The 21,311-nt window shown below is 61.9% G+C and carries 17 protein-coding genes; 5 read left to right on the plus strand and 12 right to left on the minus strand.

From position 1 onward, the window contains the following. Positions 1-2: 2 nt before the first annotated feature. Together IGW03_RS19360 and IGW03_RS19365 are read left to right on the plus strand one after the other, a co-directional pair. The gene (locus IGW03_RS19360) at positions 3-1,115 is read left to right on the plus strand and encodes a CaiB/BaiF CoA transferase family protein (protein ID WP_194724177.1); all 1,113 of its coding nucleotides are present in this window, start codon (positions 3-5) and stop codon (positions 1,113-1,115) included. Positions 1,116-1,299: 184 nt separating this feature from the next. Beyond that, positions 1,300-1,752, plus strand: coding sequence for a PA2169 family four-helix-bundle protein (locus IGW03_RS19365; protein WP_194724178.1), 453 nt, complete (start codon positions 1,300-1,302; stop codon positions 1,750-1,752). A 162-nt stretch (positions 1,753-1,914) separates the two neighbouring features. Here the strand turns inward: IGW03_RS19365 and IGW03_RS19370 are convergent, their stop codons facing one another. From IGW03_RS19370 to IGW03_RS19380, 3 genes are all read right to left on the minus strand, one after another. Further along, on the minus strand, positions 1,915-3,504 hold the full coding sequence (locus IGW03_RS19370) for an EAL domain-containing protein (RefSeq protein ID WP_194724179.1): 1,590 nt from the start codon (positions 3,502-3,504) through the stop codon (positions 1,915-1,917). A 152-nt stretch (positions 3,505-3,656) separates the two neighbouring features. Further along, positions 3,657-4,154, minus strand: a complete 498-nt coding sequence (locus tag IGW03_RS19375; RefSeq protein ID WP_194724180.1) for an MSMEG_1061 family FMN-dependent PPOX-type flavoprotein — start codon at positions 4,152-4,154, stop codon at positions 3,657-3,659. Positions 4,155-4,317: 163 nt separating this feature from the next. Further along, the gene (locus IGW03_RS19380) at positions 4,318-5,142 is read right to left on the minus strand and encodes an ABC transporter substrate-binding protein (RefSeq protein WP_194724181.1); all 825 of its coding nucleotides are present in this window, start codon (positions 5,140-5,142) and stop codon (positions 4,318-4,320) included. 279 nt (positions 5,143-5,421) lie between these two features. On the opposite strand from IGW03_RS19380, the gene IGW03_RS19385 reads away from it, so the two are divergent. Continuing rightward, complete coding sequence (locus IGW03_RS19385; protein WP_194724182.1) at positions 5,422-6,576, plus strand: substrate-binding domain-containing protein; 1,155 nt, start codon at positions 5,422-5,424, stop codon at positions 6,574-6,576. Here IGW03_RS19385 and IGW03_RS19390 read toward each other — a convergent pair. The 3 genes from IGW03_RS19390 to IGW03_RS19400 all read right to left on the minus strand — a co-directional run bounded on the left by IGW03_RS19390 (position 6,496) and on the right by IGW03_RS19400 (position 11,327). After that, positions 6,496-7,263, minus strand: a complete 768-nt coding sequence (locus IGW03_RS19390; RefSeq protein ID WP_194724183.1) for a class I SAM-dependent DNA methyltransferase — start codon at positions 7,261-7,263, stop codon at positions 6,496-6,498. The two genes, IGW03_RS19385 and IGW03_RS19390, sit on opposite strands and share 81 nt — an antisense overlap. A 364-nt stretch (positions 7,264-7,627) precedes the next feature. Next, on the minus strand, positions 7,628-9,619 hold the full coding sequence (locus IGW03_RS19395; protein ID WP_194724184.1) for an alkyl/aryl-sulfatase: 1,992 nt from the start codon (positions 9,617-9,619) through the stop codon (positions 7,628-7,630). Positions 9,620-9,641: 22 nt separating this feature from the next. Further along, entirely contained in the window at positions 9,642-11,327 is a 1,686-nt protein-coding gene (locus IGW03_RS19400; RefSeq protein ID WP_194724185.1) for a twin-arginine translocation signal domain-containing protein, read from the minus strand. A 152-nt stretch (positions 11,328-11,479) separates the two neighbouring features. Between IGW03_RS19400 and IGW03_RS19405 the strand changes: the two genes are divergently transcribed. Then, on the plus strand, positions 11,480-12,367 hold the full coding sequence (locus IGW03_RS19405; RefSeq protein ID WP_194724186.1) for a LysR family transcriptional regulator: 888 nt from the start codon (positions 11,480-11,482) through the stop codon (positions 12,365-12,367). A gap of 231 nt (positions 12,368-12,598) precedes the next feature. On the opposite strand, the gene IGW03_RS19410 is transcribed toward IGW03_RS19405, so the two are convergent. Next, on the minus strand, positions 12,599-13,159 hold the full coding sequence (locus tag IGW03_RS19410; protein ID WP_228535796.1) for a sugar O-acetyltransferase: 561 nt from the start codon (positions 13,157-13,159) through the stop codon (positions 12,599-12,601). 315 nt (positions 13,160-13,474) lie between these two features. Here IGW03_RS19410 and hmpA point away from each other — a divergent pair, with 315 nt between their 5' ends. Continuing rightward, complete coding sequence (gene hmpA / locus IGW03_RS19415) at positions 13,475-14,671, plus strand: NO-inducible flavohemoprotein (protein WP_194724187.1); 1,197 nt, start codon at positions 13,475-13,477, stop codon at positions 14,669-14,671. Between the two features lie 93 nt (positions 14,672-14,764). Here hmpA and pyk read toward each other — a convergent pair whose 3' ends face one another. From pyk to gcl, 5 genes are all read right to left on the minus strand, one after another. Then, positions 14,765-16,195 carry a pyruvate kinase gene (gene pyk, locus IGW03_RS19420; protein ID WP_194724188.1) on the minus strand — a complete coding sequence of 477 codons (1,431 nt, stop codon included), beginning with the start codon at positions 16,193-16,195 and terminating at the stop codon, positions 14,765-14,767. A gap of 98 nt (positions 16,196-16,293) precedes the next feature. Continuing rightward, the gene (locus IGW03_RS19425) at positions 16,294-17,562 is read right to left on the minus strand and encodes a glycerate kinase type-2 family protein (RefSeq protein WP_194724189.1); all 1,269 of its coding nucleotides are present in this window, start codon (positions 17,560-17,562) and stop codon (positions 16,294-16,296) included. Between the two features lie 48 nt (positions 17,563-17,610). Further along, positions 17,611-18,621, minus strand: coding sequence for a 2-hydroxy-3-oxopropionate reductase (glxR, locus tag IGW03_RS19430; protein WP_267253521.1), 1,011 nt, complete (start codon positions 18,619-18,621; stop codon positions 17,611-17,613). Positions 18,622-18,684: 63 nt separating this feature from the next. Continuing rightward, positions 18,685-19,464, minus strand: coding sequence for a hydroxypyruvate isomerase (hyi, locus tag IGW03_RS19435; RefSeq protein ID WP_194724191.1), 780 nt, complete (start codon positions 19,462-19,464; stop codon positions 18,685-18,687). A gap of 12 nt (positions 19,465-19,476) precedes the next feature. Further along, on the minus strand, positions 19,477-21,252 hold the full coding sequence (gcl, locus tag IGW03_RS19440; RefSeq protein ID WP_194724192.1) for a glyoxylate carboligase: 1,776 nt from the start codon (positions 21,250-21,252) through the stop codon (positions 19,477-19,479). Between the last annotated feature and the right edge of the window lie 59 nt (positions 21,253-21,311).

Raw genomic sequence — 21,311 nt, forward strand, 5'->3', positions numbered from 1 at the left:
CCATGACAAGCTTATCTGCAGGAGCCCTTCAAGGGCTCAAAGTGATCGACGTCTCGCGCATCCTCGGTGGGCCGTATTGCGGCCAGATTCTCGGCGACCACGGCGCCGACGTGCTCAAGGTCGAGCCGCCCCAGGGCGACGATACCCGTACATGGGGGCCGCCTTTCCTGAATGGAGTCGCCTCCTACTATCTCGGCCTGAACCGGAACAAGCGCGGCATGCGCCTCGACCTGAGCAGGGAAGACGGCCGGGCAACGCTGCTGGAACTGCTGTCGGATGCGGACGTGCTGCTCGAAAACTTCAAGACCGGCACGCTGGAAAAATGGGGACTGGGCTATGAAGCCTTGTCCGAGCGTTTTCCGCGCCTGATCCACTGCCGGGTCAGCGGCTTCGGTGCAGATGGCCCGCTGGGCGGCCTGCCCGGTTATGATGCCGCCATCCAGGCGATGAGCGGCATCATGAGCGTCAACGGCGACGCCGGCGGAGAACCGCTTCGCGTCGGCCTGCCGGTGGTGGATATGGTGACGGGCCTGAATGCGGTGATCGGCATTCTGCTGGCGCTCAATGAACGAGAGCGCAGCGGCAAGGGGCAGTTCGTCGAAGCGGCCTTGTACGACAGCGGCCTGTCGCTGCTGCATCCGCATGCGGCGAACTGGTTCCTGAACGGAAAGACGCCGGTCCGCACCGGCAACGCGCATCCCAACATCTATCCCTACGACAGCTTTCCCACCCGCACTTCCGCGATCTATCTTGCTGTCGGCAACGACCGCCAGTTCCAGATCCTTTGCAAGGTGCTGGGCGAGCCTTCGCTGGCGTTCGAGCCCGAATTTCGCGATGCGGGTTCGCGCTCGTCCAATCGCGAGGCATTGCGCGGCCGGCTAGCGGCTCTTCTCATGCAATTCGATGGCGAATCCCTGACCGGGCAGCTGATGAATGAAGGCGTTCCCTGCGCACCTGTCCTGGATGTCAAGGATGCGCTGGAGCATCCGCATACAGCCCACCGTGAATTGATTGTCAGCATGCCGAACGGGTACAAGGGTCTGGGTTCGCCGATCAAGCTCAGCCGCACGCCGGCAACCTATCGATTGCCGCCCCCGGATGAATCCGGCAGCTGAAATTCGGCAGCGATCAGGCAGGAGCGATCAAGCGTGTGCCTTGCTTGACCGTATGCCCGTAAATGTCATCTCGCGTACATAGGCTGCGAACTTTTCTCTTGTCAATGCATCAATGTGGATAAGCGTGCAGCGCATTCCGCCTGCATGAATTTGCAACGAGCAAAGAAACCGAAAGGGAACCATCATGGACAAGAGTGAAGTCATTTCCACCTTGAATGACCTGATTGAAACTTGCAAAGATGGCGAAGAAGGTTTTCGCACTTGCGCTGAAGACATTTCCAGCGCTGAATTGAAGACGTATTTCACAAACCGCGCGCACCGCTGCGCAACCGCAGCAGCCGAACTGCAGGATATCGTCGAGGAATACGGCGGCTCGCCCGAGACCTCGTCGAGCCTGAGCGGCACCCTGCACCGCCGCTGGGTCGATATCAAATCGGCTGTCACCGGCAAGGACGATGAATCGATCCTGAATGAATGCGAACGCGGCGAGGACGTAGCGAAGCGCAGCTATGAAAATGCGCTGGCCAAGGATCTGCCGGTGGAAGTCCGCTCCGTCGTCGAACGGCAGTATCAGGGCGTGATGCAGAACCATGATCAGGTGAAGGGCCTGCGCAATCAGGCTCGTGCACGGCACTGATCATTCGGTCGTTTAGGTCTCAGGTCCGGGCCGCAATGGTCCGGACCTTTTTGCTTGAGTGGAACGGAATTGGCGAGTGAGCATGCGCCGGCAGCCCTTGCCACGCCTGTAGTACGGCAGGCTCATCGAAAGGGAGACTCCGGCTTGCTGCGCACTCTTCCGTCATACGTTTGAAGGACCACCCGGCATGCCCGGCCGCGACGCTTCCAGCGCCCGCATCAGGTCTTCGAAACGCATGGGTTTTCCGAAGAGCCAGCCCTGCCCGTACTGCACGCCGCGTTCGCGCAGAAACTGGGCTTGCACTTCCGTCTCGACACCTTCGGCGATCATTTCTATCCTGAGGGATTTCGCCATCTCCATGATGTGCAGGATGACTTCGCTCGTTGCCGCCCCGGTATTGATCGTATCGACGAATGACTTGTCGATCTTCAAATAATCGAACCTGACTTTCTCGAGATACGACAGGCTGGAATACCCCGTACCGAAATCATCAATCGCGACCGGAAACCCTTCGGCCCTCAGCTGCGCAATCACCGCACTCGCAAGACCGTGGTTGGTGAAGCTGCGCTCGGTGGCCTCGACCATGATGCAGTGATGGCGCGCGCCGATTGCAGCGGCGAGCTTTCTTAGCATGAGCACCGTCGATTCGTCGTGCAGATCCGCTGCCGCCAGGTTGATGCCGATATGAAAATCCGGAAAGCGTCGAAACAACTCCTTTGCCTCGGCGGCGATCTGGTCGACGACATACTGGCTCACCTCACGGATCAGGCCGCTCTCTTCCGCAACCGGAATGAAGATATCCGGCTTCATGATTTCGCCCTTCATCCTGCGCCAGCGTATCAGCGCCTCCGCGCCGACCCAGCGCCCGGTCGACAGCTCGACCAGGGGCTGGTACTCCAGGAAGAATTCCCTCTCTCTGAGTGCGCACCGGATGATGGCCGGCAGCGCAGTGCGCCTTTTGGCGAGCTGAAGGAACGCCCAGGCCAACGCCATGCTTGCCAGCAAACCCACCGGTATCATGACCAGCGAAAGCGCATGGATGCGCTTGTCGAGTTCTGCAACAGGAAGCGCGCAAACCGCGCCGATGTAATATCGCCTGGGCGCCGCCACGGCGACGACGTGATCCCGGTCGAGAAACGTCCTCGACTCGGCAACGACGGCGGTAGCCCATTTCGCTTCGACGACGCCTCGCGATGTCAGGACCCTGGCTTCGGGATAGGCGACAGTCGCCAGAACCACGCCGCTTACATGCGTTGTCGTATCGATGGGCAGGTCCTTGTGGATGATTGCAACGAACCCGTCTCTTTCCACGGCCAGGAATTTCGATCCCCTTGCAAAGGGAAATTCCACATTCAACCTGAGCTTGACTCCCGACGGCCTCACCATGTCGACCGGTCCCAGTTCCAGCCCGCCAATCTCCGAGCCCAACGAGGAGCAGATCAGACGGTTGCCGGCGATGTAGCCGATCGACTGGATATAGCTGGACGAGAGGTCGATCTGTTTCATCAGCGCCTGGCTGCCGGCCGAACACGGGTCCTGCGCCCCTGCAGCCGCCAGCCGCTTGATGGCGACATCAATCTGGTCGGTCACGGCCTCGGATCTGGCCAGCACGTCAGCGGCATAGGAGAACGCCAGATCCTTCGTGGCGCGGATCGCTTCCTGCCGTGCAAGATAAACCGAGAGTGCGAGTGGAGTCGCCGCTGCGGCAATGGCTGCCAGAGTGATAAGTGCCGTCAGCGGTTTTTTCTTCATTTTCTAACGGCAAGGAACTGAACATCGGAAGGGAGTTGGCAGCTGCTCAGTATAGCAATGCACAACCAGTGCCCTTCCTGAAACCATCTGCTTCAGGTGTTCCAACCGAAGGCGGTTTTGGCATCGGAAGCCGAGGTCCTTTTCTGGTCCGATCAGAAAGCGGCATCCCAGAGGCCGGCGCGCTGCAGTGCGCGCGTACATTGGAAAAACGCTTCCTCCACCTGCACCACGACGACCGAGCGTACCGTCCCCGGACCGGCAAAAAATCTGGCAACTAGTTCGGGGTCGACGCTCACATGCGCCTTGCCGCAAATCCTCAGCAATTCCGGCGTTCCTGGAACGAGAAAGATCAGCGCAACGCGCGGGTCGGTCACGATGTTTCTCAGACTGTCATTGCGCCCGTTCGCGCCTCGCTCCGGAACCAGCAGGGTCTTCGCATCGCGCACCTGGACGAATCCTCCGGCATCGCCTTTTGCCGAGGCGTCGAGGCCGTCGCTGCCGTTGGTTGCCAGCACCATGAACGGCGCCTTCTCGATGAAGGCCTGGAATGCAGGCTCGATGCGGTCCGATTCCTGGCGGGCCGTCTTCTTCGGCGGGCCGTACAGGCGTTCAAGTTCCGTCAAGCTGGAAATGCGGTACGGGTCGTTCATTGGAATGGTCCCGGCAATGGACAGTAGAAAGTAGATGATAGACAGCGGGCAGCGGCCCGTCATGCGGCAGGCGCACCTGCCCTGCGCCCGTCTTCCGATCTGCGTGATCCTCGCATCAGCCGGGACAAGCCTTGCCGATGTGCCCGACGCGACGATGGGCTCGTTACTTGGCTGCTTTCGCCGAAGGGAAGAAGAGCTGCTGGCCATCCACCTTGAAATCGGCGATTTTCTTTTGGCCTTCGTCGGAAGTCATCCATTCGATCAGCTGCATCGCGCCCTTGTAATTGATGTCCCTGTACTTGGCCGGGTTCACCGCGATGATGCCGTAGGGGTTGAACATCTTCGTATCGCCTTCGACTGCAACCACCAGGCCGGTCTTGGCGCGATAGGCGCCGTAGGTGGCACGATCGGTCAGGGTATAGGCCTGCATTTCCGCAGCCATGTTCAGGACCTCGCCCATGCCCAGACCTGCCGAGACGTAGGCATTGCCTTGGGGTTTGACGTCGGCTTCCTTCCAATAGGCCTTTTCCATCTGATCCGTGCCGGAGTTGTCGCCGCGGGAAATGAATTTCGCCTTGCTGGCCACGATCTTCTTCATCGCGGCGATGACGTCCTTGCTGCCGGAGATGCCGGCGGGGTCGCCGGCCGGGCCGACGATGATGAAGTCGTTGTACATCACGTCGCGCCGGTTCACGCCATGGCCTTCTGCGACGAACTTGTCTTCTGCGGCGCGCGCATGCACGAGCGTGACATCCACATCGCCGTTCTTCGCCAGTTCGAGCGCCTTCCCGGTGCCGACCGAGATGACGTTGACCTTGCTGTTCGTTTTCGCTTCGAAGGCCGGCAGCAGGTACTTCAGCAAGCCCGAGTTCTCGGTGCTGGTGGTGGTCGAGAGCTTGATGACATTCTGCGCCGTCGCCGGCAAGGCAGCTGCCGAGCAGCCCAGCACCAGGGCGAGAGCGGCAAGGCGCGATTTCAAGGTCAGCATTGAAGGTCTCCAGTATCCAGTATGGTTATTCGAAGGCCGATGGCAGCCTTGACCGGCTGCCATCGGTGTTGGTTGACATGGTAACCACCAGCGGTTGGCATTCCAATATGAACCGGTTTTCATATGTTTGATGCTGAACTGTTGGAATTTCCGGCAGCTTTCTTCAAACATGCCTACCTGCTCCGCACAATGAAAAGCGGCCTTCCATGCAGCCTGCCAAGGTTTATTGATATGCTAGGAGCTTCCTTCACATGCAATTTCATATGAACAGGATTGCATATGCTGCACATAAAACTCGGCTACACTTTTTCCCATGCGCCTGTCGACAAGCCGCATCTGGACAATCCTTTGTTCGAACTCCTGGCCGCGATCCACGGCACGGGGTCGGTGGCGCAGGCGGCCGAACGTCTGAACCTGTCTTACCGCCATGTCTGGGGCACCCTGAAAAAATGGGAGGAGTCTCTCGGATCGGATCTGATCCTGTGGGAGCGCGGCAAACGGGCGCGGCTGTCCGGCTTCGGTGAAAAGCTGCTGTTTGCCGAGCAGCGGGCCAAGACGCGCGTTCTGCCTCAGCTTGAAAACCTGGTGGCGGAGATGGAGCGCGAATTCGCCTTTGCCTTTGATCCCACGACGCATGTCGTTTCGATGGTCGCCAGCCATGACATGGCCTTGCCGCGCTTGAAGGAGTTCATGGCGCAGGAAGCGAAGCTGCATCTAGACCTCCAGTTCCGCGGCAGCATGGATTGCCTTGCGGCCCTGTCGCGCGGCGAATGCCTGCTGGCAGGTTTCCACGTCAGCGAAGATCGGGCCAAAGGCACGCTCACCCAGAAAGCCTTCAAGAAACTGCTCAAGCCGGGCAAGCACAAACTGATCAATTTTCTCGGGCGGCAGCAGGGGCTGATGGTGCGGCCAGGCAATCCGAAAAACATCAGGAGCCTGCGCGATCTCAAGCGTGCCGACATCCGCTTCATCAACCGGGAAGACGGTTCCGGCACGCGGCTGGAAATTGAACAGCTGCTGGCGGCGGAAAACATTGCAGCAGCCAGCATCAACGGCTTCGACATCGTCGAGCCGACCCACCTGGCGGTTGCGGCGGCGGTTGCCTCCGGTCAGGCGGATGTCGGCTTCGGCATCCAGGCCGCCGCCGCCAAGAGCGGACTGGGATTCATTCCCTTGCTGAGGGAGCAGTATTACTTCGTCTGCCTGAAGGAATCGCTGGATGAGCCGGCCATCGTCAAGCTCAGGGACTTGCTCGGGCGCAGGGAATGGCAGCTCTTGATCAACGATCTTCCGGGGTACGACACGCAGTCCGCCGGCAACGTCATCTCCCTGCGCAAAGCGATGCCCTGGTACTCATTCAAGACCGAGAAGCTGCGGGCGGCGGCCATGGAGGACCGGCTGGAACAGGACGTCGTCCCGGCGCTGCACGTCTGAGAATCCCGCTTCTTTCAGCAGGGCGGCGAGGCGTTCGACCGTAATCGCATAGTAGCGTGACGTGAGCACGCGCGTGTCGCATTCGCCAGCGGGCGACTCGCTGGTGAGATACATGCGCAGATCGTATTGGTCGGCATCCCATTCCCAGACCTGGACGGCGAGAAACCTGTTGCCGTCCTGATAGCGCATCCCGTAAGGACGTACATCGGGGGTCTTGCGCTCGATGCTTGCATAGTCGCGCACCGAAAACACCGCCGCTCCGCCGGGGCGCAGGCAACGGTAGCAATTGCGGAAGGCTTCCAGGATCTCGCCATCCGACAGCAGATGGGGAATGCTGTTGTCGCAGGCGAGAACGGCGTCCATCGATTCTGATGGTGCATGATGAAGGTTGCGCAGGTCATCGACCCTGACATCGGCATGCAGGGAGCGGCGCACCAGTTCGGACTGCAGCCTGTCGACCGCTCCGGGAGACAGGTCGGATGCGGTTACCCTGTAGCCGCGCTCCAGCAGCCCCAGCGTCTGCGTCCCGATGCCGCACGCCGCGTCGAGAATGGACGCGCCCGCCCCGATGCCCAGCTCCTGAAGGAGTGCGGACAAGGCAGCGCCCTGTACGTTCACAGCACCCTCCCAGTCGCCGTAGAGGAGATGATAGTAAGGTGCGAGTTGGTCGTAGAAGGGCTCAGTCATTGGCGTAGGGGCGGCAACAATAAAGGTCGGCTCATCGCGGGCATGTTGCCATGCCGGCATGGCCGGCGCAATATCGAGGCCGCCCCGGTCGGGCTCTGAACAAGTGTGCAGAAATTTTTTGACAAGACCCGCGCATTTGTATTTGCTCCATCTCCCGCAGGCGGGAGAGGGTTGGGGTGAGGGCGGTTGTGACGAAGATCGGTGTCGACAAATCCCTCATCCCCGGCCCTCGCTCCGCGCTCCACGATCTGGCTTGCAAGCCAGATCTTGGCAGTGCAAACCATGGTTTGCGAAACCCTGCCTGTGAACCGCCTGCGGGAGAAGGGAAAAGACGCGACTTGTAAAACCATTTTTGCTGCCCTGCTCAGAAGCCTCCCGCCGGTGTCACGACAGCGAAATTCGGCGAGAAGGTATCGAGCATCGTGAACAGGCTGCCGAGGGCGGCGCCGTCGCCCGCCACCTTGACCGTGCCCTGCTTCAACGCATCGCCGAGCGACTGCCGGGCGGTGCCGATGTCGTCGAGCGCCGCCTTGGTCAGCGTGACGGTGACCGTGGGCTTGTCATGCAAGGCGCCCGGCAGGAAGGTCAATGCGGCATTGCTGAGCGTCATCGCATACTTCTCGCCGATATCGGTGAAGACCCAGTTGACGGTCATGGATTTGCCGGCGGCCTTGTCGGCGTTGAGGCGCACCGAAAGATAGTCGAAGTACATCGGCACCGACATCGCCCGCACCATATCGGCGGATGCGGTGCTCTGCCGCGGAATGGGAGCAATGCCCTTGCGCAGTTCCTGCGCGCCGGTCAGGTAGGCGTTGCGCCAGGTGCTGTTTTCGGACTGGTAGCCGAGCTGTTCCAGCGCGTCGGCCTGCAGTTCGCGCGCGGCCTTGTTGTCGGGATCGGCAAACACCAGCTGGTTCACGACCTGCGCAACCCAGCGGTAATCACCCTGCCTGTAGGATGCCCTCGCCTTTTCCAGCACTGCATCCGGACCGCCCATCCATTCAATCGTCTTGCGCGCCGACTGCACCGGCGGCAGCGGATTGAGGCTGGCCGGATTGCCGTCGTAGAAGCCGAGATAACGCTGGTACACCGCGCGCACGTTGTGGCTGATGGAGCCGTAGTAGTCGCGCGCATACCAGCGGCTGGCCAGCGGCTCGGGCAGTTTCTGCAGGCGCTCGGCGATGTCCATCGGCGTGTATCCCTGGTTGGCCAGGCGCAGTGCCTGGTCGTTCAGATAGGCGTACATGTCGCGCTGGTCGCCCAGGAGCGAGGCAATTTTTTCCTTGCCCCAGGTCGGCCAATGGTGCTGGCCGACGAGGATCTCCGCATCGCGGCCGTAGCGCAGCAGCGTCTGCCCCAGGTACGACGACCAGGTCTTCGCATCGCGTACCTTGGCGCCGCGCAGCGTCAGCAGGTTGTGCTGGGTATGCACCGCGTTTTCCGCGATGTTGAGCACGCGCAGCTGGGGCAGGTAGAGATTCATCTCGGACGGCGCCTCGGTGCCCGGCGTCAGCTGGAACTCGATGTCGATGCCGTCGATGCGGCGGCGTTCGATCGGTTCGGCAATGGTGTCGTTCGGTGCGATCAGCGTGATGGTGCCGCGCGACAGCCCCTTGCCAAGGCCGGCATCGACCTGGCCGGTCGCCGACTTCGGCAGCAGCGAGCCGTACATGTATTGTGCGCGGCGGCTCATTGCGTTGCCGGCGAGGACATTCTCGCTCACCGCTTCTTCGAGAAAACCTGACGGCGCAATGACCTTGACCTTGCCGGACGCCGCATCGGCCGCATCGATCACCCCCTTGACGCCGCCGAAATGGTCGACATGGCTGTGGGTGTAGATCACGGCCGCCACCGGCTTGCGCGGACGGTGGCTGTAGTACAGGTCGAGGCCGGCGCGCGCCGTTTCCGCCGACAGCAGCGGATCGATCACGATCAGTCCCGAATCGCCTTCGACGATGGTCATGTTGGCCAGATCCATGCCCCGGATCTGGAAAACACGCTCGGTGACCTTGAACAGGCCGGCCGCGTTGTTGAGGCGTGCCTGGCGCCACAGGCTGGGATTGACGGTAGGCGGCGCTTCCGCGTTCGATTCGAAGCCGTAGGCGCGGCCGTCCCATACCGTGCGGCCATCGGCTGCGGTGAGAACGGGCGACGCCGGCGCCGCGATGAAGCCGCGCTGCGCATCCTCGAACGCCTGCATGTCGGCGAAAGGCAGGCGGCCCAGCCAGGCGCGGTTGGATTCCGCAGTCGCTGGTTCGGCGGGCCGGCCTTCGGCGACAGCAACATTCGGGTTGGCGAACAGGGCGACGAGCGCGATGGACAATGCAGCCGTTGCAGTCAGGCGAAATGGAATCATGGTCGGATACCGGTGTTCAGTGTCATGTGCGCGGCCGGGTGATCTCGACCACATCGTAAGGCTGCAGCGTGCGGATGGCATCGAAGGGATCCGGTTCGCGCCAGGCGAACAGATGACAGACCAGCTTGTCCGGCGTGACATCGATGATGCTGAAGCCATTCTTTTCCATCGGCCGCGCATTGCGCTCCAGCGTCAATGCGCCGGGCGCGGCTGGCCCCAGCCCGCGCGGGCCGCTCGGCCAGCCCGCCATGCCGGTGCCCAGCGGTCCATTAAGGATGAGGTTGATGGGATTGGCGCGCATGTCGAGTTCGCCGCTCTTGAGCAGGCGGTCCCAGCCGGTCGCATGCAGGTCGCCCGACATCATGACGGCGGCGCGCTGCTGCTGCGTGAGCGCGCCGGCGATGCGCTGGTGCTGCTGATACCAGCCCGATTGCCACATGTACTTCTGCTTGTCGGTGCTCAGGCGCAGGTTGCTGCCGCGCACGCCGCCGAAGCGCTGCGATACCGTGCTCGCCGCAGCCGCCATGGTTTCGTCGGACACCACCACATCCGGATACCATTCGCGCCACTTGCCGGCGGACCAGCCGAACGGCGTCGACGGCATGTGCACGAGGTGACGGGCATCCGATGTGCGTGTACGGTCGAGCAGCCACTTCTCCGCCTCGGGCGGAATGAGTCCTGCATGGCGGTCCTTGAGGTTCATGTAGCGGCCGCAGTCGTACATCAGCACCTCGAGCAGCTTGCCGTAGCGCAGCGTGCCGAAGCATTCCGACAGACCCGGCCCCCGGTCTCCCGCGCCAGTGCCGGGCAGCATCGCGGAGCGGGTGGCATCCGGCAGGAATTGCGGGTAATACATGTCCTGCACGGTGCGGCCGAGACTCAGATCGAAATGATCGGGCGGGAAAGTAATGAAGTTGTCTTCCGCCTCGTCGTTCTCGAAATAGTCGTGGTCGTCCATCATGAAGAACACCGGCGTGGAACGCAGCCGCGTTCCGTACAGGTGAGCGATCTGCGGATCGACCACCGTGCGCAATATGCGTTCGTTGTCGGTGCCCAGCACCGGCAGGCTGGTGTCGAACATGCCGATGTTCTTGTAGAAGTCGGTCGCCGCCTTGCGGATGCCGGGATTATTGCTTTCCAGCCAGGTTCGCTGGTCCTGGTAGACATGGTCGCCGTTGGCGATGACGGCATCGGGCTGGAATGCGAGCCCGCGCTCCAGCAGCGCATGCCGGATCGCGAGCGAGCGGAATACTTCCATGCCGCCGGGTCCCTTCGCCTCCGGATCGCCGCCGGCACAGGTATAGACCAGCAGGCGCACGCGGTCCGGCGACGCATCCGGCTTGGGAAAAGTCTTGAGCGGCCAGGGAGAGCACAGTCCCCTGCCCTTGCTGTCGAGGATCTGCAGGGTGTAACCGGTATCGGCCCGCAGGCCCGCCGCATCGAACTGCCAGAAGCGGCCGAGGCTGTCGGAACGGCGGCCCTTGACCGTGCGCCCGCCCACACGCAGCTGCGGTGCATCTTTCAGCGGCTGCTGGAACGAGGCTTTCAGCAATACGCGCTCATGATTTGCCGTCGGCAACAGGTGAACGACTTCGCCGGCACTCCAATCGTCCTGTGCAAGCGCTTCATTGGCAAAAGGCAAGCCTGTGCTGGCAACGAGCGCGGCGCTCGTCTGCAGGAATTGGCGGCGCGTGAAAGATTTCGGCATGAGAGTCTCCTGTTGTCATGGCTGCGTGGCACTGCGCCGCGGCCTGCTATTCGTGTCCGGCGGTTCCACCGTGTTTTCCAGAACTATGGAGCCCGCCAGCCATGAAGTAAAATAACTCCAACCGCAACACCCATAACCGAAAGGAATGGCTAATGCTGAGCGACGACGTCGACTATTTTCTTTCCCTTGCCGCTTCCGGCACTTTCACGCGCACAGCCGAGCGGCTGGGGATCTCGCAGCCGGCATTGAGCAAGGCCATTCAGCGGCTTGAAAAGAAGATGGGCGTGAAGCTGCTCATCCGCACGGTGCGCGGCGTCGAGCTGACCGATGCGGGACGCGCGCTGCATCTGCGCCTGCAATCGGTATCGCGCGACATCGACAACGCAATGCAGGAAGCCCGCGACCTCGGCGGGAACCAGGCGGGGCTTCTGCGGGTGGGGATTACGCCGGCCACCACCGATTTCGCAATCCGTGCCCTGCTGCCGCAGCTGATCACGGAACGTCCTGCGGCGCACATCAGCTTCACCACCGCATTCAGTGCCGTACTGGTCGATGCCGTCAGCCGCCGCGAGGTTGACTTTGCGGTCTGCCCGATCCCGGAACACGTCGCAGCGCCGCTCGAGCATGAACTGCTGTATGAAGATCCTGTGGCGCTGATGCTCAACCGGACGCATCCACTCGCAAAGCGCCGGAAGCTGCCGCTGGAGGAACTGGTGAAATATCCATGGGCCGGCACGCGCAGGCATGAACTGACGCGCTCTCAGATGGAGCGCGTCCTTTCGGCGCAAGGCTTGCCGCGGCCGCGCATGGTGGTGGAAGCGGATACCTTGAACGGCTTGATCATGATCGTCTCGCAGACGCAGTTGCTCAGCATGATCAATACGCGCGGCGTACGGCCTGAAGCTCTGCCCGACAATGTGATCATGCGTCCGGCGATGATAGAAGGACTGGACCGGCAGATCGGGATTGTCCGGCGTGCGGGGTATGCATCGCCGATTGCGGAGCGGGCGCAGGAGTTGATCCGGGTGGCGGCGCAGTAGCCCAGGCATAATCGCCGCAATCCGTCGAGATGGGAGACTCTCCCCCTCGCCCGCAGGCGGAATAGGGGCTGGGGGTGACGGAGATTGTCAAGACCTGAGGAGGCTTTGCTACTTCCCTCATCCCCAACCCTTCTCCCGCCTGCGGGAGAAGGGAGTCTTTCAAGGTTTGTACGTTCTGCTGGTCATTGAAAGTCTGGCCGCAACCGTGAATTGCACTATGAACCATTGCCCTCACTGATCGATCTCCCTCAGTACGACGCACGGATTACCCGCAGCAAATACACCATCCGGAACATCCTTGGTCACCACGCTACCGGCACCAATAACCGATCGATTCCCGATGCGCACTCCAGGGCAAATGATCGCCCCGCCTCCGACCCAGACATCATCGCCAATCTCGATTGCCCTGCCGAGCTCCAACCCGGTTTGTCGCTCGTCCGCAGACAAGGGATGTGTCGCCGTATAGATCTGCACGGCCGGACCGAACAATACACGCGACCCGATCTTCACCTGCGCCACATCGAGAACGACGCAATTGAAATTGAAGAAGACTTTGTCGCCGAGAACGATGTTGCTTCCGTAATCGCAGTAGAACGGAGGCTCTATCCAGACGCCCGTTCCTGATGAGGGAATGAGCTCCTTGACGATGCGGCTGCGCTCCTCGACCTGGTCATCACGGGTATCGTTCAATGCCTTGAATAGCAAGCGGGCATGGCGGCGTTCTTGGGACAGCTGCTGATCGAGCGGATCGTACAGTTCTCCGTCAAGCATTTTTTCCTTTTCTGTCTTCATGATTTTTCCTTGGGCGTTTTCCGGCAACGGCTTGCAACCTTCTTGCTGAAGACAACGATGACAGGCAAGTAGACAAATCGATATCCGTCGCGTTCGCCATTCCGAATTTGAAAACCGCGAAACGATGCAAATTTAAAGATGCTTTATTTATGCATCTTTGATAGAATCGCGGCAAAGACAGCAAAGGCATTCGTGCCGTTAGGCGTTACATGTCGTTCACCCTCAAGGCGTCGACATTGCGAAGTCATGACGGCAGCTCAATGCCTTCTTTTTTGCCCATAAACAGCATTCAATTTGTATATTTAAGGGGAAATCATGATCTCAGCCGAAGCACGCCCGTATATCGATGCCAGCGTTCCCGTTCTGCGCGAACACGGCACCACCATTACGCGCACGTTCTACAGCAGCATGTTTGCCGCGCATCCCGAACTGACGAACCTGTTCAACATGGGCAACCAGGCAAACGGCGCTCAGCAGAACTCGCTCGCTGCAGCCGTTTTCGCCTACGCTGCGAACATCGGCAATCCGGGTGCGCTCGGCCCGGTGGTCAGCCGCATCGTCCACAAGCATGTGTCGGTCGGCATCCGTGCGGATCATTACCCTATCGTCGGCCGCTACCTGCTCGGCGCGATCCAGAAAACACTCGGTGACGCTGCCACCGCGCCGCTGCTGTCGGCATGGGACGAAGCCTACAATGCATTGGCAAAACTGCTGATCGAAACGGAAAAGAATTTGTATGCCGACGCCGGCGTAGCACCGGGTGCGCTGCGCGACATGCGCGTGCTCGAAGTCACCAGGCAGTCCGACGATGTCGTCTCTTACGTGCTGCAACCGGTCGACGGCAAGCCCGCGCCGCAATTCAAGCCGGGCCAGTATGTGAGCGTGCGCGCCGATCTCGGCGATGGCCGGCAGCAGTTGCGCCAGTACAGCCTGTCCGATGCGCCGGCTTCCGATCGTCTGCGCATCTCGGTCAAGCGGGAGCGCGGCGATACCGCAACCCCGGCCGGCGAAGTATCGAACTGGATACATCGCAATATCGAGCGCAACAGTGTGATCGCGGTTTCGCATCCCTTCGGCGACTTCACGCCGGATACCGAATCGGACAAGCCGATCGTGCTGCTGTCGGCCGGCGTCGGCATCACGCCGATGATCTCGGTGCTGAACCGTATCGCACAGGTGCAGCCGGCAAGACGCGTGGTGTTTGCGCACGCGGCACGCAGCGAAGCGCTGCATGCGCATCGCGCCGATGTGGCAGCAGCGCAGAAGCGCATGCCGAACCTTGCGGTGGCGACCTTCCATGAATCAGCAGGCGCCAAGGGTAAAGGCATTCATGAAGGATTGATGGACATTTCCAAGCTTCCGGCATGGGCGCGCGAAGAGACCGATGTCTATCTCTGCGGTCCGATCGGGTTCATGCAGGCGCAATGGAAGGCATTGATTGAAGCCGGCGTGCCGGCGAACCGCCTGCATCGCGAAGTGTTTGGTCCGGAACTGCTGGATCATCTGCTGTAACGACCTGCTGTAATCGGTCGGTTCTTCGGACCAAGGGGATTGGTGCAGGCGCGGAGGCCTGCACTATCTGATACCAGAACAGTATTGCTTGAACTACACCGTCTGCTCCCACACCTCCGCTATCCTCAACAGGTTCGTCGTTCCCGATTCCGCGAACGGCATGCCCGCCGCAATCGCCACCAGATCTCCAGGACGCGCGAACTGCTCGCGCAAGGCCGTCTTGCATGCGGCCGCCACCATCTCGTCTACACTGCGCACATCAGGACTCACCGTCGTATGCACGCCCCACGCCAGCGCCAGCTTGCGCGCGGTGGACAAATGCGGCGTGATGCTCAGGATGGGCGCGGCCGGCCGTTCACGTGCCGCGCGCAGGCTGGTGTGGCCGGATGTCGTATAGGTGATGGTGACCTGCGCGCCGATGATCTGGGTGACGCTGCGCAGCGCCGAGCAGATGGCGTCGCCGCGCGTCGGCAGCGGCTCGCCGCGATGGGCGTCGATCACGCTGCGGTACTGCGGATCGCGCTCGACCTCGGTGATGATGCGGTCCATCATCGCCACTGCCTGCACCGGATAGGCGCCGCTCGCCGATTCGGCCGACAGCATGACCGCATCGGCGCCGTCGTAGATCGCGGTGGCCACGTCCGATGCCTCGGCCCGGGTCGGCACCGGCGCGGAAATCATGGATTCCAGCATTTGCGTGGCAATCACCACCGGCTTGCCCTGCCTGCTGCAGCTGCGCAGGATGCGCTTCTGCACGCCTGGCACCCGCTCCGGCGGCAGTTCCACGCCGAGATCGCCGCGCGCTACCATCACGGCGTCCGCCGCTTGAACGATGTCTTCCAGCCGGTCGAGCGCAGCCGGTTTTTCCAGCTTGGCCAGCAAACCGGCGCGGCCCTGTATCAATTCGCGCGCCTGCAGCAAGTCTTCCGGGCGCTGCACGAACGACAGCGCGATCCAGTCGACACCGAGCGCCAGCGCGAACTCCAGGTCGCGCCTGTCCTTCTCCGTCAGCGCGGGAATCGGCAGCACCACGTCCGGCACATTGACGCCCTTGCGGTCGGACAGCACGCCGCCGGTGACCACCTTCGTGAAGATGGCGTCGCCGTCGCTGTCCAGGACCTGCAATTTCAGCTTGCCGTCGTCGAGCAGCAGGGACTGCCCTGCCGATATCACCTCGAACAATTCCGGATGCGGCAGGCAGACGCGCTGCCGGCTGCCCGGCGCGGGATTGCGGTCGAGCCGGAATTCATCGCCCGCCGCCAACGTCACGCGCCCTTCCGCAAACTGGCCGATGCGCAGCTTCGGCCCCTGCAGATCGGCCAGGATGGCGATCGGCCTGCCCACGCTGCGCTCGACCTCACGCACGATGTCGTAGCGGGCGCGATGGTCTTCATGGGTGCCGTGGCTGAAATTGAAGCGGAATACATCCGCGCCGGCCTCGAACAATGCCTGTATCGCTTCCTTGCCGGAACTGGCAGGGCCGAGGGTGGCCAGAATTTTTGCCTTGCGTTGACGTCGGGTCATGTTGCTTCCAAACGGGTAAAAGAGGGCCTGCTCCCGGCGAGGGCCGGAAGTGGCGGGTTGACAAAGAAAAAGTCCGGCGGCTGCCGGACCGGTCATGCTCAGAGAATCAGGATTGCCCTGAAATCATTGACGTTGGTGCGCGTCGGGCCGGTGACGACCAGATCGCCGAGCGCATCGAAGAAGCCGTAGCCGTCGTTGTTGTCCAGCATGGCGCGCGCACGCTTGCCCAACTGTTCTGCGCGCGAAACCGAATCGGGCTGATAGATGGCGCCGGCATTGTCTTCCGAGCCGTCGATGCCGTCGGTGTCGCAGGCGATCGCATGCACATCGGGCAAGCCGTTGAGCGCCGTGGCGAAGCTGAGCAGGAATTCCGCATTGCGCCCGCCCCTTCCCTTGCCGCGCACCGTCACCGTGGTTTCGCCGCCGGAAATGATGACGCAAGGCTTCTGGAAAGGCTGGCCGCGCAGCGCCACCTGCCTTGCGAGTGCCGCATGCACCATGCCGACATCGCGCGCCTCGCCTTCCATTTCATCCGACAGGATGCAAGGCGTAATGCCTGCGGCGCGCGCCACATCAGCGGCGGCTTCCAATGCCTGCTGCGCGGTGGCGATGACGTGATGGCTGTTGCGCGCGAAGCGCGGATCATCCGGCTTCGGCGTTTCGCCTGCACCCGACGTCAGCGTCTGCAGCATGTTGTCGGGAACTTCGATTCCATACTTGCGCAGGATGGCCAGCGCCTGTTCGCATGTCGTCGGGTCTGGCAGGGTCGGGCCGCTCGCGATCACGCCGGGATCGTCGCCCGGCACATCCGAAATCAGCAGCGTGACCACGCGCGCCGGCGCGCAGGCCAGCGCCAGGCGCCCGCCCTTGATCGCGGAGAAGTGCTTGCGAACGCAGTTCATTTCGGAAATGTTGGCGCCGCTCTTGAGCAGCGCCTTGTTGACCGCCTGCTTCTGCTCCAGCGTAATGCCTTCGCCCGGCAGCGCCAGCAGGGCCGAGCCGCCGCCGGAGATCAGGCACAGCACCAGGTCGTTCTCGGTCAGTCCCTGCACCATTTCCATCATGCGCCCGGCGGCGCGGCGGCCGGCTTCATCCGGTACCGGATGCGCCGCTTCCACGACTTCAATCTTCCTGCAGTCGGCGCCGTGGCCATAGCGGGTGACGACCAGGCCGCCGATCTCGCCCTCCCAGTGATCCTCGACCGCCTTGGCCATCGCCGCCGCGCCCTTGCCCGCGCCTATTACCAGCGTCCTGCCGTTAGGCGAAGGCTTGGGCAAAAAGGCGGGCAGGCATTTGTCGGCACTGACGGCACCGACGGCGGCGGCATACATGTCGAGCAGGAGTTGGCGGGGGTTGATGTCTGGCATGGCGGCGGCTTTCAGGAAATGGAAAAGGCGATCCTTATTGTACGCAAATCAGCCCTTGGCGATTTCATGATTGGACATCAGCTCGATCGCGCGGCACAGCGCAGAATGGTCGAGACCGCTCATGCCGTTGGCGGCGCAGGCGTTCATCAGTTCCTGCGCGGCGGCGGTGTTGGGCAGCGACACGCCCAGCGCCTTGGCGCCCTGCAGCGCGAGGTTCAGGTCCTTCTGGTGCAGCTCGATGCGGAAGCCGGGGTTGAAGGTGCGCTTGACCATGCGCTCGCCGTGCACTTCGAGAATGCGCGAGGAAGCAAAGCCGCCCATCAGCGCCTGGCGCACGCGCGCCGGATCGGCGCCCGCCTTGGAAGCGAACAGCAGGGCCTCGGCCACCGCCTGGATATTGAGCGCGACGATGATCTGGTTGGCGACCTTGGTGGTCTGGCCGTCGCCATTGCCGCCGACGAGGGTGATGTTCTTGCCCATCAGTTCGAACAGCGGCTTGACGTCGTTGAATGCGCTTTCGGAGCCGCCAACCATGATGGTCAGCGACGCAGCCTTGGCGCCGACCTCGCCGCCGGAAACCGGGGCATCGAGATATTCGCAGCCGAGCTCGTTGATGCGCCTGGCGAACTGCTTGGTGGCGATCGGCGAGATCGAGCTCATGTCGATCAGGATCTTGCCCTTTTCCAGCCCGCTGGCGACGCCGTTCTCGCCGAACAGCACCGCTTCCACGTGCGGCGTGTCCGGCACCATGACGATGATGACGTCGGCGCGCTTGGCAACTTCGGCGCCGGAGGTGCAGACGGTGGCGCCGCCTTCGATCAGCTGGTAGGGCGGGTTTTTCTGGTCATGCAGATAGAGCTTGTGCCCGCCTGCTTGCAGGTGGCCTGCCATGGGTGCGCCCATGATGCCGAGTCCGATGAAACCGATTTTTGCCATGTTGTTCTCCGTTGAATTGTTTAGTTCTGGGGATGAGGTTTGTGGTGATGATCCGCAATCTGATCTACTCCCCTCTCCCGCAAGCGGGAGAGGGGTTGGGGGTGAGGGCGCCCGCAATAACATCAGGAGGTCTTGCTACCCCCCTCATCCCCAACCCTTCTCCCGCCTGCGGGAGAAGGGAGCAAGTCAAATTCCGTGGTCTTGACGCCAGCCCAGCCCCTCGACCGTCCCCGCCTTCGGCTTGTACTCGCAGCCGATCCAGCCGTCATACCCGATCTCTTCCAGCATCCCGAACAAATACCGGTAATTGATCTCCCCCGTCCCCGGCTCGAAGCGCCCGGGATTGTCCGCCAGCTGGATGTGGCGGATGATGTCGCGGTTGGCCCTGATGGTATTGGCGATCTCGCCTTCCATACGCTGCATGTGATAGATGTCGTACTGCAGGTAGATGTTGCTCGACCCGGTATCGCGGATGAGGTCGATCGCCTGCCGGGTGCGCGTCAGAAAAAAGCCCGGAATGTCGAAGTCGTTGATCGGCTCGATCAGCAGGCTGATCCTGTGCTCCCTGAGCATGTCGGCCGCATACTTCAGATTCTCCACGACAGTCTCGCGCGCCTGTCCGTAGCTCACTCCCGGCGGCAGCTTGCCGACCAGGCAGTTGAGCTGCTTGGTGCCCAGCACCTTCGCATAGCGGATCGCCTCATCGACGCCTTCCCTGAACTCGCCGATGCGGTCCGGATGGCAGGCGATGCCGCGCTCGCCCGCTTCCCAGTTGCCCGCCGGCAGATTGTGCAGCACCAGGTCGAGCTGATAGGCATTGAGCTTGTCCGCAATCTGGTCCGCATGGAAGGCATAGGGAAACAGGAATTCCACGCCGCGGAAGCCTGCGCGCGCCGCTGCTTCGAAACGCTCCATGAAGGGATGCTCGTTGAAGAGCATCGTCAGGTTCGCTGCCAACTTCGTCATGTAGTCTCCTCCTCAATCCAGCAGGGCGATGGCCGTCGGTGCATGCTCGGGCTTCTCCGCCAGTTCTTCGAACTCGTTGATGTTGTTGATCTCGGTGCCCATCGACACATTGGTGACGCGTTCGAGAATGATCTCGACCACCACCGGCACCCGGTACTGGCGCATCCATGCACGAGCCTGGCCAAAGGCGTCCTGGATATCCTGCGGCTTGGTCACGCGGATCGCCTTGCAGCCCAGGCCTTCCACCACGGCGACATGGTCGACGCCATAGCCGTTGAGTTCCGGCGCGTTGATGTTCTCGAAGGACAGCTGCACGCAATAATCCATGTCGAAGCCGCGCTGCGACTGGCGGATCAGGCCGAGGTAGGAGTTGTTCACCACCACATGCAGGTAAGGCAGGTTGAACTGCGCACCGACGGCGAGTTCCTCGATCATGAACTGGAAGTCGTAGTCGCCGGAGATCGCCACCACCGGGCGTTCCGGATCGGCGGCGCATACGCCGAGCGCTGCCGGCACGGTCCAGCCGAGCGGGCCAGCCTGGCCGCAGTTGATCCAGTGGCGCGGCTTGTAGACGTGCAGGAACTGCGCGGCGGCGATCTGCGACAAGCCGATGGTGCTGACGTAGCACGTGTCGCGGCCGAAGGCGCGGTTCATTTCCTCATACACGCGCTGGGGTTTGATCGGCGCATTGTCGAAATTGGTCCGGCGCAAAAGCGTGCGCTTGCGCTGCTGGCAGGACGAGACCCAGCTCTTGCGGTCCTTCAGCTTGCCTGCGGCTGCCCATTCCTTCGCCACTTCGACGAACAGCTTCAGCGCGGCGCCCGCATCGGAGACGATACCGAGATCAGGACCGAACACGCGGCCGATCTGGGTCGGTTCGATATCCACATGCACGAACTTGCGGCCCTGGGTGAATACGTCGATGGAACCGGTGTGGCGGTTGGCCCAGCGGTTGCCGATGCCAAGCACGAAGTCCGATTCCAGCATGGTGGCGTTGCCGTAGCGGTGGCTGGTCTGCAGGCCGACCATGCCAGCCATCAGCGGATGATCGTCGGGAATCGTGCCCCAGCCCATCAGCGTCGGGATCACCGGAACGCCGGTGACTTCGGCAAACTCGACCAGCAACTCGGAAGCATTGGCATTGATGATGCCGCCGCCGGCGGTGATCAGCGGACGCTCGGCCTCATTGAGCATGGCCAGCGCCTTTTCGATCTGGGCGCGAGTGGCGGACGGCTTGTAAACCGGCAGCGGCTCGTAGGTTTCGGGGTCGAATTCGATTTCGGCCATCTGCACGTCGAACGGCAGGTCGATCAGCACCGGGCCCGGACGCGCCGAGCGCATCAGGTGGAAGGCCTGCTGGAACACGCGCGGCACCAATGCCGGTTCGCGCACGGTGACTGCCCACTTGGTCACCGGCTTGGCGATGGATTCGATATCCACCGCCTGGAAGTCTTCCTTGTAAAGGCGGGCGCGCGGCGCCTGGCCGGTTACGCACAGGATGGGAATGGAGTCGGCCTGGGCCGAGTACAGGCCGGTGATCATGTCGGTGCCGGCCGGGCCGGACGTGCCGATGCACAGGCCGATATTGCCCGGCTTGGCGCGGGTGTAGCCTTCAGCCATGTGCGACGCGCCTTCGACGTGGCGCGCAAGAATATGCTTGATGCTGCCGCGCTTGCGCAGTGCCGCATAGAACGGGTTGATCGCTGCGCCCGGCACGCCGAACGCCTGGTCGATGCCTTCCTTCTCCAACACGTAAATCGCCGCTTCCGCTGCGGTCATCCTAGCCATACATCCTCCTGGACACAGTCAATGAGAGTCAAAATTCGATGGACTGAGTCTAAAGGCGA

Source organism: Noviherbaspirillum malthae, assembly GCF_015352985.1.
GTDB lineage: Bacteria > Pseudomonadota > Gammaproteobacteria > Burkholderiales > Burkholderiaceae_D > Noviherbaspirillum > Noviherbaspirillum malthae.